A 13,873-nucleotide genomic window follows, 5' to 3' on the forward strand; every position below is an offset into this window, starting at 1 on the left:
TCAGTAAACCGACGCATCTCTTGTAGAACAAGCCCAAGATTATTGAGAGCGCGAGATTGGACAATTCTATTACCGGCGATTCCTGATTGTTCGACGGCCATTTGAATTACGACAATGGCTTCATTCGGCATTCTCGATTTACGCAGGATTATTCCAAGATTGATCGCAACCTCGGTAGCTGCCGTCACATTTCCCAGCGAGTCAAAAATCTCAAGAGCGCGGACGAAAGCATCACGCGCGACGTCAAGGCGGTTTTCTCTCGTCGCAGCAACACCGAGATTATAGTAAGCGACCCCGGACTCGACCCCTTGTTGAGCGGACTTTACCGCATCCAACAAGGCTCGCATTTTCATTGCGGATGCACCCTCATTGGCTTCCCTGTCTCCACCGCCTCCCACGCTATTCGTCACTCTTCTCACCGCCCTTCGAGTTGCGGAGATTCATCATCCACTCCAGGCCAACTTCAGGAGTCATCACAAATTCGACGTCCCCTGTATTCGGATTAACGCGGGCTATGACAGGGAGTGACTCACTGCGGATATACGAGGGGCTCGATTCGACCGCCATGGCTAGGGTGGGTTCAGAGTCCACGCGGGTACCCGGCACGGGCGGTAGCGGGGCAAGCTCGTCTCGCGCAAGGATCCAGAGACGCTTAAATTCGTGAGCATCTCCTCTGAGCTGCACGACGATCTTCTCTAACACGATCCAGGACGGACAGCTCGCGCCTCTCAATGCCTTGGCAACTGTGGTGTGGCTATAGCCGATCGCCTTGCCAATGACCCGCGTAGTGGGCTCCCCAGCTTCGCGGTGCAGGCGGCGAAGCTTTGCGGAGAGATCGGCCAGGGCCTTCGACACCGCCCCCCCGATCTGACGTCCGCTGGAAAGTTCTGTAAACCTGTTGGAACCCAGCGTAGGCCGTTGGGAAGGATCGGTTGCCTTCTTGGAATGAAACACCAGGTCAACGGTCTGCTGATGCATGCTCGAAGAGTCAACTACGAGCTGCGGAGGGCACGGTGTCTCAAGGAACGACGCGTTGGTCGGTGGGAGAAGAGGTCGGCTTCTGGACCATGATCCTTTCGTTGATCGCTACAGTCGTCATCGCTGTGAGTGGTGCAGTGACCGGCAGCATGGCGCTGCTGGCTTGCACCGCGCCCTGTGGAGCCCTGACCGCTGCTGGGCTGACCGTGTGGTTGCACTTCAGGCGCGAGCGCCGGGAAGCCGGGTCCGCATAGTTGGCGTCCGTCTCAGTTTCCGTCTCGTTCAGCGCCGTTCAGGCAAGGATGAAGGCGGAGGCCGCTCGCACGGCTGGACGGCCATGAACGCAGGTGAACGTCCCTGCCCGCGCCCCAACACATTTGGAAAGCGCGTTGGGGGCACCCCCTCGCGAGTTCGAATCTCGTATCCTCCGCAGTCGCTTGAACAGGCGAACCGAAGAGCCGGGCCGCAGCTGCGGCCCGGCTCTTCGGTGTGTGTCGGTTGCAGTTTTGGATGCGTTTACAAGTGGCATCAACCTGCACTGCGGAGGGCCTACGGGACCTGGCGGTAGATGTCGCGGCGGTTGCCGACGGCCAGGACCCACACGATCAACTGACCGTCCTCAACGGTGTAGACGACGCGGTAGTCGCCGACCCTGAGTCGCCAGCGGGCACTGTGCCCCTGGAGGGCCTTGATGTCGAACGACGCGGTGTCTTCCGCATCCATCGCCTTCTGGAGTTCGGCGAGGCGGTGCAGAATCCGCAGGGCGTCCGGGCGCGGGATCTTGAGCATGCCGCGCTGGGCGTGCGGGGTGAAGCGCGTGACGTGGCCCATGGGGTCAGCCCTGCTGAGCGCGCAGCAAGGCGGCCATCTCTTCGAGCGAGACCGACCCCTCCGTGCCCTCGGACTCGGCTTCGTCGGCCAGCTTGTTGAGCCACGCCTCCTCGGCGTTCTCCGCGATCTCACGCAGGCGCTGGTACTCCTGGATGTCGATCACGACCGCTTCCTGCTTGCCACGCCGAGTGATGATCGTCGGGGTTTCCTCCCGGCGAGCGCGATCGATGACGTCGGCGAGGTGGCTGCGGACATCGGCCATGGATTCGATCACCGGATCACTCATGTCACAAATGTAGCAGATGTACATGAGGTCCGGCGTCTGGAATGCCATGGCGACATCGATCTCCGCGACAGCCCCATCCGGGAGCGGCAGGCGCCGCACCACCTTCAGCGCGCTGGCGAGACAGCAGTACACGCCGTATCAGCGGCCGGGGTTTTCGGTGTGCGCTCGTCTCGACGACGTCAGCACCGGAGCACCAGATGAACGCCGTCAAATGCCGGTTCCCGGCAACAAGAAGGGCGCGGAGAGTGCGCGTATCGCCCGTGTCTTGTTCTGCCGTCAGCATCGAAGAATGCTCGCGTGACTCTGGCGAAGACTGACAGCCCGCTCCCAAGGAACCGTGCGGTGACCCGGGCCGCCGCAGTGATCGGCTCCGTGGGCGTGCTGGTGGCGGCGTGGCTGTTGCTGGTCAGCATGAACGGTGCGCTCGATGACGAGCGGGCCTTCAGGGCCGCGGTCGGCTGTGCGTCCGGCAGTGGCGAGGCGGATCGCCGTGACGGCGACTGTCTGTGGACTGTCGCGGCGCGCATCGAGCGGACCGAGGAGGAAACGGGACGGAAGACGTCCTCGTACTGGCTGTACGTCACCGAGGCCGACGGGACGTCCAGCCGTACCCGTATCACGGGCAGCGCGCAGGAGCACCCGGTCGCGCGGGCGCAAGCGCGCGTGGAGGTCACGTACTGGCGGGGGCAGATCCGGTACGTCGACTTCGATTCCGGGCGGCGGTACACGACCGCGGACCCGCGCGGTGACTACAAGCTCTTCTGCGCCTGGGGCCTCGCTGTCGGTTTCCACGGGCTGCTCTACCTCTGGCTCTGGTATTGGAACGCCCGGCTTTCCGCCGGCCCGCCCAGGACCGCCGGATGGCAGGCCGGTGTCCCGGTCGCGGGTGGGTTCTGCCTCACCGCAGTTGGGGCGTTCGCGCCGTGGCCCACCGACAGTCCCGCGGCGGCATTCCGGCTCGTCGGGGTGTGTGCCCTGGTGGTCGTGGCCGCCTGTTCGGTGGCTGCGCTGGTTCTGTGGTGGCGCCGACGCGGCGACGACACCGTTGCCGTGACGCCGGTTGTGCCTGCCGCGGAGCAGGTCTTCCCGGGCCGGATCCTGGGCGAGATCCCGTATGCATCCGGCACATCTCGCAAGGGATATCTGGTGGCCGGCCCCGCCCGTCTGGCGGCGACCCCTGACCGGACAGGCGCCGCCGACCGCCGGCAGGTGCCGCCCACCCTGACTCCGATCCGCGTCCGCCCGCCCTACTGGACGGATCCGGCACGTACCGGAAACGCCCTGCGGTCCCTGGTCCTGGAGTGTGAGGACGACGGCGTACGGGTGCTCATCGTCACCCGCGGAAAGCACATGCCCTGGGTCCTGGGAGCCCTTCAGCCAGCACCCTGCGCGAACAGTTCCGGACGTCGGAACACGGACGTCCCCTGACCTGGAACAGCAGACCTGCAACAGCTGACCTGGAACAGTCCCCGAACGGGCAGGAGTTCGACGCATCGCACTACGATCACCGCCCATGGACTGGCTGGAGCGCACCGCGAAGCTGAGGCAGTGGAGCAGAAGCGGGGCACGCGCTCCCCACAAGCCATTGCTGTTCCTGTACGCCCTCGGCCGGTTCCAGCAGTCCGGTGACGGTGAGCTGCAGTACAGCGCGGTGGAGAAGGACCTGCGGCAACTGCTGGCCGAGTACGGTCCGCCCAACAAGACGACGCCGGCCTATCCGTTCCACCACCTGGTGAGCGACGGGGTGTGGGAGGTGCGTACCGATCGCGGACCGGGCAGCCCTGGCATCGGGGTGCGGGAGCTGCGAGCCACGGGTGCCGCCGGGCGGCTGGTGCCGGAACTGCGGGTGGCGCTGAGACGGGAGCCGTCGCTGCTCGGCCGGATGGCGCGGGTCCTGCTCGACCTGAACTTCCCGCCCTCGCTCCACGGCGAACTGTGCGAGTCCGTCGGCCTGGAGCTGGAGCCGGCGGAGACCGAACAGCTTGCGACTGTGCGGAGGCGGCGGGATCCGCGTATGCGGGAGTTGGTCCTGACGGCGTACGAGTACCAGTGCGCCTTCTGCGGCTACGACGGCAGGATCGGAGCGGTTCCGGTCGGGCTGGAGGCCGCGCATGTGCGCTGGTGGGCGTTCGACGGCCCGGACGACGTCGACAACGGACTGTGCCTGTGCTCGCTGCACCACAAGCTCTTCGACAAGGGCGTCTTCGGCATAGGCGACGGCCACCACATTCTGGTCTCGCAGCAGTTCGTCGGCCGCAGTCCCGCCGCCCGCGAGCACGTCATCGCGCTCGCGGGCCGCCCGCTCATCGGCCCTCAGCCGGGCGCCCGCCCCATAGCGGCGGCCCACCGTTCCTGGCACACGAGCCAGGTCTTCCACGGCAGCCCGCGGCCCGTCACAGCGGCCTGAGCGTGGTCTGTTGTATGGCGACGACGGAGGTAACGGTGACCTGCCCCTGGCCGTACGCGGCGACCGTGCCCTACGGAATCTGGCGGTAGACGTCGCGGCGGTTGCCGACGGCCAGGACCCAGACGATCAGCTGACCGTCCTCGACGGTGTAGACGACACGGTAGTCGCCGACCCGGAGCCGCCAACGGGAGCTGTGCCCCTGAAGAGCCTTGATGTCGAACGCCGCCGTGTCGCCCCCGTCCATCGCCTTCTGGAGCTCGGTGAGGCGATACATGATCCGCAGGGCGTCCGGACGCGAGATCTTGAGCATGTCCCGCTGTGCGTGTGGCGTGAAGCGCGTGACGTATCCCATGGGGGCATCAGCCCTGATGAGCGCGCAGCAAGGCGGCCATCTCTTCGAGCGAGACCGCCCCCTCCGTGCCCTCGGACTCGGCTTCGTCGGCCAGTTGGTTGAGCCACGCCTCTTCGGCGTTCTCCGCGATCTCGCGCAGGCGCTGGTACTCCTGGATGTCGATCACGACGGCTTCCTGCTTGCCGCGCCGGGTGATGATCGTCGGGGTTTCTTCCCGACGGGCGCGATCGATGACGTCGGCGAGGTGGGCGCGGACATCGGCCATGGATTCGACGACTGGATCACTCATGTCATGAATGTAGCAGATGTACATGAAGGTGGTGGTCCACCGTCTCGCTCGGTCCCAGGCCCGCCGTCCGCGTCCACGGTGATGCGCCCGGTCCGTCGCTCCGCGCGCAGCACGGCGCGGGCGTCCGCGAGGCATTCCTCGTCCGTCTCCACTCCGGAGGCCGTCAGGACCTGGAGCAGCCGGGTCCGCCATACGTCGGGGTCCGTCTCGTAGGCGTCCAGCACCCGTACGCCGTAGCCGCCGCCCACCCCCACGCCGTTGCCGCCGCTCCCGGCCAGCCGTCGGCGGACCGTCTCTCTCAGCGCGGCGTAGAGATCGTGGACGGCTCCGCGCCCGGAGTCCGTGAGTCCGGGCGCCGCCCCTGCGGCCAACGCAGTCGCCACCAGCTCCACTTCGGTCACTGAGACCCCCTTCAGTTGTGCGGGTTGTGCGATGTCGTGTCCGTCACCATGGCCGGGGGTGCTGCAATGCTGATGAATTTCCGGTGATGTACGGGAGCGGAGGCTTCGCGGTGGACGGGGGAACTGGGGGAAATCCTCAGCGGCTTCGGATCGAGGTGCTCGGGCCGTTACGGGCCTGGCGCGGCGTAACGCCCCTGGATCTGGGGCCTCTCAAGCGGCAGGCCGTACTGGCCGCTGTGCTGCTCCGGCAAGGGGCCGTGGCCAGCCATGACCAGCTGCTCGACTCGGTGTGGGGGTCACAGCCGCCCGCATCCGGTCACAAGGTGCTGGCCAGTCACGTCAACCCGCTGCGCAGGGCACTCGACGCCGAGGGCACCCGGCATACGGACTCGGTGATCCGCAGCGGCAAGGGCTGGTACCGCTTCGTCGCCGACGACGTCCGGCTCGATGTGGCGGACCTGACCGAGCGGGGCGACGAGGCGCTGCGTACCAAGGCGTTCGGCGACCTGGCCACGGCGACGGACCAGTTGTCCGGAGCGCTCGCGCTGTTCCGGGGCGAGCCCTTGGCCAACCTGCCGGGACCGTTCGCGCAGGCCGAGCGGGAGCGGCTGCTGGAGCGGCGGCGAACGCTCCGGCTGGAGAGGCTCGAGTCGCTGGTCCTGCTCGGCCGGTTCGCCGACGCCCTGGACGACCTCGCCGCGCGGTCCGCGTCCGATCCGTATGACGAGTCGCTGCTGGCCTTGCGTATGCGGGCTCTGTACGGCTGCGAACGTCAGGCCGAAGCGCTCAACGCCTACCAGGACATGCGCGTACGCCTGCGTGACGAACTCGGAGTCGATCCCGGTGAGGAGCTCCGCCGGGTGTACGAGGCGGTGCTGCGCCAGGACGACGCCGGCCTCCTCGCTCCGGCGGTGCCTTCCGCGCAGACGCTCTCCCAGCTCGTCCTCCGCGATGATCCGGCAGCAGCCGCGCCGTCGACGCGAGCGGGGTCACCGGGGCGGTCCGGCCACCCGCCACGCGACAGCGCGCCGCCCGCACCGCCCCCACCGGCCGAACTGCCCCACGATGCCGCGGGATTCGCCGGTCGTACCGAGGAACTCGCCAGGCTGCACGCGTTGCTCCCGCCCGAGCCCGGCCCAGGACCGGCGAACACGGTGGTCATCTCCGCCATCGGCGGTGCCGCCGGCATCGGCAAGACCGCGCTGGCGGTGCACTGGGCACACCAGGTGCGCGACCGCTTCCCTGACGGCCAGCTGTACGTGAACCTGCACGGCTTCGACCACGACCGGCAGCCGCTCAAGCCCGGCGAAGCCCTCGAGCTGCTGTTGCGCGGCCTGGGACTCGCGGCATCGGAGATCCCCGCGAACGACGAGGCGCAGGCCCGCGTGTACCGGACCATGCTGGCCGAACGGCGCCTGCTCGTCCTGCTCGACAACGCGGCCTCGGCGGAGCAGGTCCGGCCACTGCTCCCGGGCAGTCCGTCCTGCTGCGTCGTCGTCACCAGCCGTAACCGGCTCGGCGATCTCGTCGCCCGCGACGGTGCGCACGCCCTGCCGTTGGACCTCCTCCAGCCGGCCGAGGCCCGCGCCCTGCTGAGCGAGGCCCTCGGCACGGACCGGCTGTCCGCCGAACCGCAGGCGGTCGGCGAACTGACCCGACTGTGCGGCAGCCTTCCGCTGGCGCTGCGCGTGGCCGCGGCCCGGCTGGCGGGCGATCCGGGCCTGCGCCTTGCCGACCTGGTCACCGAGATGACCGAGGGCAACCGGCTTCAGGCGCTGGAGCCGGACGGTGAGGACAACTCCCCCTTGCGTACGGCCTTTTCCGCGTCGTATCGCGTTCTCGCCCCTGCCGCGCGTCGGCTGTTCCGCCTGCTCGGCCTGTTTCCCGGGCCAGAGTTCACCGCCGAGGTCGCGGCGGCCCTCCTGGGCGTACCACTGCCGCAAGCCCGACGGCTGCTCGGTGCGTTGGCCGCCGCCCACCTGGTCGAACCGGTGACGGTGGGCCGTTATCGGTTCCATGATCTTCTTCGGGAGTACGCGCGGGAGTGTGCGGAGGTGGAGGAGACGGCGGCGGATCGTGACGTCGCGTTGGAATGTGTTCTGATCTGGTACTTGCATGCCACTCGGGCCGCCGCGGGGACTTGGCTCTTCCCGGAGTTGCCCCCCAGCCTCCGCCCCGAGGGCTGTCAGCCGGGCATGCCATCCGCCGCCGGAACCGAACAGTGGCTGGAGGCGGAGCGGGCGAATCTGCTCGCCGTCATCAGCCATGCCGGCCACCGTGGTCCTCGCCCTGTCGCCTGGCACCTGACTGCCGCGCTGTTCGGCTACTTCTGGCTCAATCTGCCCCGGGCGACCTGGCAGGCCACCGCACAGACGGCGCTGGACGCGGCCACGGCCGAAGGTGACCTGTTCGGTCAGGCAGCCATGCACAGCAGCCTCGGACTGCTCCAGTCGGACCGGGGGCGCGCCAGGCAGGCGATGGAACATCACACACGCGTACTGGAAATCAGTCGGGAGCTCGGATGGGCGACGGGCAGGGCAGCAGCTCTCGGCGGCCTGGGCCAGGCGGAATGGAGCATGGCGCGCCTCGACAGCGCGCGCGAGCGTGTCATCACCGGCCTGCGGATCACCCGTGAAGCCGGAAATCGCCACCTTGAAGCGTTGGGGTTGGTCGTCCTCGGTGTGACCTGCCGGGATCTGGGCCGACTGCGCGAGGCTGCCGATCAGCTCGAACTGGCCATCAGTCGAAATGAAGAGATCGGCTGGAACGACAACAGCCTGGCTCTGCAGATTCTGGGCGGGGTGTACTGGGAACTCGGCCGTCTGGCTGAAGGCCTTGACGCCCTCGGTCCTCAAGTAACCGCTGACGAGATGGCCAGACACCGCAATGACCGCGCCATGATGCTCGACGCCGTCGCGAAGATCAATATCGAGCTCGGCCTCCACGCCGAGGCGCTGGAACAGGCCGAGCGCGCCTTTGCCATGGTCAGAGACAGGGGACGGCGCTGGATTCAGGCCGGCATCCTCAACACGGTCGCCGCCGCCCACCGAGAACTGGCACATTTCGACCGATCGGTTCGGGCCGGAAGGCAGGCTCTCGCCCTGGCCCGCGAGGCGAGATACAGACGCACCGAGGCGGACAGCATCCTCGGGCTGTCCCGCACGCACCAGCAGTTCGGCCGCCACGAGGATGCCCGCATTCATGCCGAGCAAGCGCTGAGCCTGGCACGCGAGTACCGCTTCCGCGTGGTGGAGGGCCAGGCCCTGACCGTCCTCTGCGGCACAGCGGCGTCCGAATCGGCGTACGCCACAGCCGTCGCCCTCGGCCGTGAAGCACTGGCCATACACCGTGAGACCGGCCACCGGCTCGGCGAAGCCCGCACCCTCGTGGCACTCGCCCGCGCCCTCCACAAGACCGACGAGACCGACGGCGCTGCTGCTGAACTCATGAGGCAGCAGGCGCTGGACATCTTCGCGGACGTGGGCGTTCCGGCGGAGGCGTACAAAGACCTCGATTGGTGACGTTTGCAGACCGGCGCCCGGTGCTCCGGCCCGCTCTCGTAGCATGAGCGCCGTGACAGCCCGTGCACAGCTCCACCGCGCGCCATCGCCACTGAAGTGGTGGCCGACGCTGCTGGTGCTCGGGCTACTGGCCGGGCTGTTCGGCATGCATGGCCTCGCCCCAAGTGGGGCGACTGCCGTTGGCGGCCATCACTCCCGCGCCACTACGCATGCGGACAGGGCGATGGCGACCCCGAGTACCGAATCCGTCTGCCATGGCGACGGCCAAGGCAACGGTCATGCGCAGCATGCCGATCCGACGTGCGCCTCGGGCGCCGTCGGCGCGGGACCGGCTCTTCCCGTACTGATGCCCGACCCGGCCGGTCAGGCTGGGCCGTCAGTCGGCAGCCTTCGGTCAGTGGCTGCCGAACCAGAAGGCGGTCGCGCGCCTCCCTCACTTGCCGAGCTGCAACTTCTGCGGATCTAGGACAAGGCCTGGCCGTATCCGTCGCTGCCGCATGTGTCGCGGCCGTCGGGCGTACGGCCCTCAGCCATGTCCCGCGCCATCGGCGCACTCTTCCTCGCGACACCGCAGGAGTTCACGCATGACCAACACCCGTTCTCGCATGACCAACACCCGTTCCCTCGTCCGTCGTGCCGCGCTCGCCGCGACGGCCGTGGCCGCCGCCTTCGTCCTCGCCGCATGCGGCAGCGACGACGGCTCCGACACCGGCTCCGGCTCCGGCGCGCAGCCGTCGGCCTCGGCAGGGGCCGAGAACACCGCCGGCGCCCCCGCCGACGCCCACAACGACCAGGACGTGTCCTTCGCGCAGGGCATGATCCCTCACCACCAGCAGGCCATTGAGATGGCCGGGATGGCCGCCGATCAGGCGTCCTCCGCCGAGGTCAAGGACCTGGCGTCCCGCATCGAGAAGGCCCAGGACCCGGAGATCAAGACGATGACCGGGTGGCTGAAGTCCTGGGGCGAGGACGTGCCCTCCGCCATGCCCGGCATGGACCACTCGGCCCACGGCGGCATGCCCGGGATGATGGACCAGAAGGACATGGACGAGCTGATGAAGGCGTCCGGCAAGGACTTCGACACGAAGTTCCTAACCCTGATGGTCGAGCATCACGAGGGCGCCGTGGAGATGGCCACCACCGAGAAGGAAAAGGGCCGGTACGGGGCGGCCACGAAGATGGCCGACGACATCATCACCGCTCAGAACGCCGAGATCGATGAGATGAACAAGCTCCTCGGCAAGGGCTAAGGACTGACGACACCCGCGCGGGGGCTCTGGCCTGCGTCATCGCAGGCCAGAGCCCCTGGTGTAGCTGTCCTGAGCAGAACTCGACTCCCAGGAGGCGGGGTGTCCGGTCTTGCCCTGCGCCCGGTTCGACGCCTGGGCCACATACCCCCTAGGGGTATAGCTTGGTGACTGTGAGGACGGCCTTGGTACGGGCCGCACTGGACGGAAATCGGGAATGGGGACGAAGGCCATGGACCACAGCACTCATCACACCGACACCACGCACGACCACGACCACACGGCAACGCACCCCGGCACTCACGCGCGAGCCTCCTGGCCCATGGCAGTGAAGGCCACGCTGCACTGCCTGACCGGATGCGCCATCGGCGAGATCCTCGGCATGGTCATCGGCACCGCGCTGCTGTGGGGCAACGTGCCCACCATGATCCTGGCGATCGCGCTGGCGTTCCTCTTCGGCTACTCGTTCACGCTGTTCGCGGTTCTTCGGGTCGGCCTGGACCTCAAGTCCGCGATCAAGGTCGCGCTGGCCGCCGACACCGTCTCGATCGCGGTGATGGAGTTCGTCGACAACGCCATCATCGCCCTCACGCCGGGCGCGATGGACGCCCACCTGTCCGACGGGCTGTTCTGGTCGGCACTGCTGGGCGGGTTCGGAGTCGCGTTCCTGGTCACCACCCCGATCAACAAGTGGATGATCGGCCGCGGCAAGGGCCACGCCGTCGTACATGCCCACCACTGAGCACCCGCATCGAGTGCTCCGGACCATGCCGCAACAACCCAGTTCGCTGATCTGGGGGTTCGGTATTTCGTGCGTGATGATGGCGATCTGGCGGGTAAGTACCAAAAAGGATTGAATATCGGGGTGTGTGGTGCGCTCTCGAGTGCCGCGGCGACACGTGCCCTGAGCCGTGAGGATCTCAGCGCGGTCGAGAACGCGACGAGAGCGAGATGAGCGACCATGGAGCGGCGTGCCGTCGACGACCAGGAAGCGCGTTCCGTCGGGAAGGTCGTAGGTGAGGCGCTCACCGCACGCGCCAACGTCGACGAACACGGCACCGTGACCGGGTGGAGCGAGGGTGCCGAGTACCTGCTCGGGTATGTGTCGGCGCAGATCCTGGGCCGGCCGGCGGCCTCACTCCTCGCCGAGGAGCCCACGACGAGCGACCTCCCGGCCTTCTCGGAACTGCCGAGGTGGCATGGCACGCTCGGTCTCCGGCACCGCGACGGCCACCGCCTGGAGGCGAGGGTCCTGGCGCATCACAGGACGCCGGACGACGGGACCCGCGACTGGCTCCTGGTCTCCACCGTGACCGGGGCGCAGCCCCATCGTGACGACGAGGCGCTTGTGAGGCGGGGTCTGCTCGACTCCCCGTGCTGCGCGACCTCGGTGTATGACACGGACCTGCGCTTCCGCCGGTCCAGCCGGTCCGGGCAGGACTCCCTGGGCCTGAGCGACGACGACATGCGTGGGCTGCGGATGACGGACGTGCTCGCCGACCCGGTGGGGGAGGAAGTCGAGCGGCGGATGCGGCGGGCTCTGGAAACCGGCGAGACGCAGTACATGGAGAACCACGCGCGCGCCCCCGGCGAGACCCGTGAGCACGCCTGGTCGGTCCACTTCTACCGCCTGGAGGACCCGGACGGCCGCGTCCTGGGCGTGGCGTCCACCGGGCACGACATGACCGAGCAGTACTGGGCCCGCAAGCGCCTCCAGCTGATCGCCGAGGCCAGTACCCGTATCGGCAGCACGCTCGATGTGACGCGGACGGCGGAGGAGCTGGCGGACGTGGCGGTTCCAGGACTCGCCGACTTCATCAGCGTCGATCTCCTGGCGTCCCTCGACGGCCTGCCCGAGCAGCCCCCGGAAGCGCTGATGGCGGGCGGCCGTCTCGCGCTGCGGCGCATCGCCCACCAATCCGTGTATCCGGGAAGCCCCGAGGCGGTCATCGCGCCGGGCGAGGTGGACGAGTACCCGGAGGGCTCCCCTCCGGCGGAGAGTCTGCGGTCGGGACGCGCCGTGCTGTACCAGGTGACCGAGCCGGCGATCGCCGACTGGGTGGCCGAGGATCCGCTCCGGTCCTCCCGGATCCGCGAGTTCGGCTTCCACTCGATGATGACCGTGCCTCTGACGGCACGCGAAGCCACGCTGGGCGTCGTCGTCTTCGCTCGTCACCGGCACCCCGACCCGTTCCAGGAGGACGACCTGGTGCTGGCCGAGGAACTGGCGGCCCGGGCGGCGGTCTGCATCGACAACGCCCGCCGCTATACCCGCGAGCGCAGCACGGCGGTAACCCTGCAGCGCAGCCTGTTGCCGCAGCGGCTGCCGGAGCAGACCGCGGTGGATGTCGCCTTCCGCTACCTCCCGGCCGGTGCCCGGGCAGGGGTGGGCGGAGACTGGTTCGACGTGATTCCGCTGTCCGGAGCCAGGGTGGCGCTGGTCGTGGGCGACGTCGTGGGCCACGGCATCCACGCCGCCGCGACCATGGGACGGCTGCGTACGGCCGTACGGACACTCGCCGACATCGATCTGTCCCCGGACGAACTGCTCACTCACCTCGACGATCTGGTGGGCCGCCTGGCCTTGGAGGCGGAGGGCGTGGAGCGGACCGCCGGGAACGCCCGAGAAGGGGAGACCACGGGAGACGTCGGGGCGACCTGTCTCTACGCTGTGTACGACCCCGTCTCCCGCCGTTGCACACTGGCCCGGGCCGGGCATCCGCTCCCGGTCGTGGTGAGCCCGGACGGCACCGCGGAACTGCTCGCCGTTCCGGCGGGACCCCCGCTGGGCCTGGGCGGACTGCCCTTCGAGGCGATGGAGACGGAACTGCCGGAGGGCAGCCTGCTCACCCTCTACACCGACGGCCTCATCGAGTCCCGCGACTACGACATCGACGACGGTGTCTCCCGGCTGCGGCGGGTCCTCGCCGGTCCCGCGGTCTCCCTGGACGTGCTGTGCGACACGGTGCTCGCCACATTGCTCCCCGATCGGCCCGCCGATGACGTGGCCCTCCTCGTCGCTCGCACCCGGGCACTCAAGGCCGACCGGGTCGCCACCTGGGAGGTGGCCCCGGATCCCGCCACCGTCGCCGACGCCCGCAAGAACGCCGCCGATCAGCTGGCGGTATGGGGCCTGACTGATGCGGCCTTCGTGACCGAGCTGATCGTCAGCGAACTGGTCACCAACGCCATACGGCACGCCGAGCCGCCCATCCAGCTGCGTCTCATCCACGACCGGAGTCTCATCTGTGAGGTCTCGGACGCCAGCAGTACGGCACCCCACATGCGCCGCGCCCGCACCTACGACGAGGGCGGCCGAGGCCTGCTCCTGGTCGCTCAGCTGACCCAGCGCTGGGGCACCCGTCACACCACCAAGGGCAAGACGATCTGGGCGGAACAGAGCGTCGAGTACAGCTGACGCCTGCCTGCGGTAACTCCACGCGACTACGCGATGCGGCACCTACGGGTGAGGAGAACGCCGATGCGAGCCCGCGAGCACTGCCGACGCGAGCCCGCGAGCACTGTGGAAGGCCGCGAGGCCCGCGACGTCCGCGACCGGAA

Annotated in this window: 14 protein-coding genes; 7 read left to right on the plus strand and 7 right to left on the minus strand. The window is 68.2% G+C overall.

The window, feature by feature from the left end:
- The 4 genes from IEZ21_RS42680 to IEZ21_RS42695 all read right to left on the minus strand — a co-directional run.
- On the minus strand, nucleotides 1-353 hold a 353-nt coding region (locus IEZ21_RS42680), incomplete at its 3' end, for a tetratricopeptide repeat protein (protein ID WP_213089424.1).
- Between the two features lie 46 nt (nucleotides 354-399).
- Nucleotides 400-978 carry a hypothetical protein gene (locus IEZ21_RS42685; RefSeq protein ID WP_189327197.1) on the minus strand — a complete coding sequence of 193 codons (579 nt, stop codon included), beginning with the start codon at nucleotides 976-978 and terminating at the stop codon, nucleotides 400-402.
- Between the two features lie 549 nt (nucleotides 979-1,527).
- Nucleotides 1,528-1,809, minus strand: a complete 282-nt coding sequence (locus IEZ21_RS42690) for a type II toxin-antitoxin system RelE family toxin (protein ID WP_189327198.1) — start codon at nucleotides 1,807-1,809, stop codon at nucleotides 1,528-1,530.
- Between the two features lie 4 nt (nucleotides 1,810-1,813).
- Nucleotides 1,814-2,095, minus strand: a complete 282-nt coding sequence (locus IEZ21_RS42695; protein ID WP_246568776.1) for a type II toxin-antitoxin system Phd/YefM family antitoxin — start codon at nucleotides 2,093-2,095, stop codon at nucleotides 1,814-1,816.
- 342 nt (nucleotides 2,096-2,437) lie between these two features.
- On the opposite strand from IEZ21_RS42695, the gene IEZ21_RS42700 reads away from it, so the two are divergent.
- Together IEZ21_RS42700 and IEZ21_RS42705 are read left to right on the plus strand one after the other, a co-directional pair.
- Entirely contained in the window at nucleotides 2,438-3,523 is a 1,086-nt protein-coding gene (locus IEZ21_RS42700; protein ID WP_189327199.1) for a hypothetical protein, read from the plus strand.
- A gap of 85 nt (nucleotides 3,524-3,608) precedes the next feature.
- A complete protein-coding gene (locus tag IEZ21_RS42705) occupies nucleotides 3,609-4,502 on the plus strand; it encodes a phosphorothioated DNA-binding restriction endonuclease (protein WP_189327200.1) in 894 nt (297 codons plus the stop codon).
- Between the two features lie 70 nt (nucleotides 4,503-4,572).
- On the opposite strand, the gene IEZ21_RS42710 is transcribed toward IEZ21_RS42705, so the two are convergent.
- From IEZ21_RS42710 to IEZ21_RS42720, 3 genes are read right to left on the minus strand one after another with little or no spacing between them, the layout of a single operon-like run.
- Nucleotides 4,573-4,854 (minus strand): type II toxin-antitoxin system RelE family toxin, encoded by a 282-nt coding sequence (locus IEZ21_RS42710; protein WP_189327201.1) that lies wholly within the window; start codon nucleotides 4,852-4,854, stop codon nucleotides 4,573-4,575.
- 7 nt (nucleotides 4,855-4,861) lie between these two features.
- Nucleotides 4,862-5,143: a type II toxin-antitoxin system Phd/YefM family antitoxin gene (locus IEZ21_RS42715; protein ID WP_246568778.1), complete on the minus strand. Its 282-nt coding sequence runs from the start codon at nucleotides 5,141-5,143 to the stop codon at nucleotides 4,862-4,864.
- Entirely contained in the window at nucleotides 5,140-5,544 is a 405-nt protein-coding gene (locus IEZ21_RS42720) for a hypothetical protein (RefSeq protein ID WP_189327202.1), read from the minus strand. Before IEZ21_RS42720 ends, IEZ21_RS42715 begins: the two co-directional genes overlap by 4 nt.
- An 86-nt stretch (nucleotides 5,545-5,630) precedes the next feature.
- Here IEZ21_RS42720 and IEZ21_RS42725 point away from each other — a divergent pair, with 86 nt between their 5' ends.
- From IEZ21_RS42725 to IEZ21_RS42740, 5 genes are all read left to right on the plus strand, one after another.
- Complete coding sequence (locus IEZ21_RS42725) at nucleotides 5,631-9,065, plus strand: AfsR/SARP family transcriptional regulator (protein WP_189327203.1); 3,435 nt, start codon at nucleotides 5,631-5,633, stop codon at nucleotides 9,063-9,065.
- 43 nt (nucleotides 9,066-9,108) lie between these two features.
- Nucleotides 9,109-9,531, plus strand: coding sequence for a DUF6153 family protein (locus IEZ21_RS47250; RefSeq protein ID WP_220450470.1), 423 nt, complete (start codon nucleotides 9,109-9,111; stop codon nucleotides 9,529-9,531).
- A gap of 139 nt (nucleotides 9,532-9,670) precedes the next feature.
- Nucleotides 9,671-10,315, plus strand: a complete 645-nt coding sequence (locus IEZ21_RS42730; protein ID WP_189327238.1) for a DUF305 domain-containing protein — start codon at nucleotides 9,671-9,673, stop codon at nucleotides 10,313-10,315.
- Nucleotides 10,316-10,544: 229 nt separating this feature from the next.
- Nucleotides 10,545-11,054 carry a DUF4396 domain-containing protein gene (locus tag IEZ21_RS42735; RefSeq protein ID WP_189327204.1) on the plus strand — a complete coding sequence of 170 codons (510 nt, stop codon included), beginning with the start codon at nucleotides 10,545-10,547 and terminating at the stop codon, nucleotides 11,052-11,054.
- Between the two features lie 219 nt (nucleotides 11,055-11,273).
- Entirely contained in the window at nucleotides 11,274-13,730 is a 2,457-nt protein-coding gene (locus IEZ21_RS42740; protein WP_189327205.1) for a SpoIIE family protein phosphatase, read from the plus strand.
- Nucleotides 13,731-13,873: the final 143 nt, after the last annotated feature.

The organism is Streptomyces flaveus (genome assembly GCF_014647675.1).
GTDB lineage: Bacteria > Actinomycetota > Actinomycetes > Streptomycetales > Streptomycetaceae > Streptomyces > Streptomyces flaveus.

Coding starts and splice junctions, on each gene's coding strand:
- IEZ21_RS42685 (WP_189327197.1), bottom strand. CDS start 978: ATGCATCAGCAGACCGTTGACCTGGTGTTTCATTCCAAGAAGGCAACC.
- IEZ21_RS42690 (WP_189327198.1), bottom strand. CDS start 1,809: ATGGGCCACGTCACGCGCTTCACCCCGCACGCCCAGCGCGGCATGCTC.
- IEZ21_RS42695 (WP_246568776.1), bottom strand. CDS start 2,095: ATGAGTGATCCGGTGATCGAATCCATGGCCGATGTCCGCAGCCACCTC.
- IEZ21_RS42705 (WP_189327200.1), top strand. CDS start 3,609: ATGGACTGGCTGGAGCGCACCGCGAAGCTGAGGCAGTGGAGCAGAAGC.
- IEZ21_RS42710 (WP_189327201.1), bottom strand. CDS start 4,854: ATGGGATACGTCACGCGCTTCACGCCACACGCACAGCGGGACATGCTC.
- IEZ21_RS42715 (WP_246568778.1), bottom strand. CDS start 5,143: ATGAGTGATCCAGTCGTCGAATCCATGGCCGATGTCCGCGCCCACCTC.
- IEZ21_RS42725 (WP_189327203.1), top strand. CDS start 5,631: ATGTACGGGAGCGGAGGCTTCGCGGTGGACGGGGGAACTGGGGGAAAT.
- IEZ21_RS47250 (WP_220450470.1), top strand. CDS start 9,109: ATGAGCGCCGTGACAGCCCGTGCACAGCTCCACCGCGCGCCATCGCCA.
- IEZ21_RS42730 (WP_189327238.1), top strand. CDS start 9,671: ATGACCAACACCCGTTCCCTCGTCCGTCGTGCCGCGCTCGCCGCGACG.
- IEZ21_RS42735 (WP_189327204.1), top strand. CDS start 10,545: ATGGACCACAGCACTCATCACACCGACACCACGCACGACCACGACCAC.
- IEZ21_RS42740 (WP_189327205.1), top strand. CDS start 11,274: ATGGAGCGGCGTGCCGTCGACGACCAGGAAGCGCGTTCCGTCGGGAAG.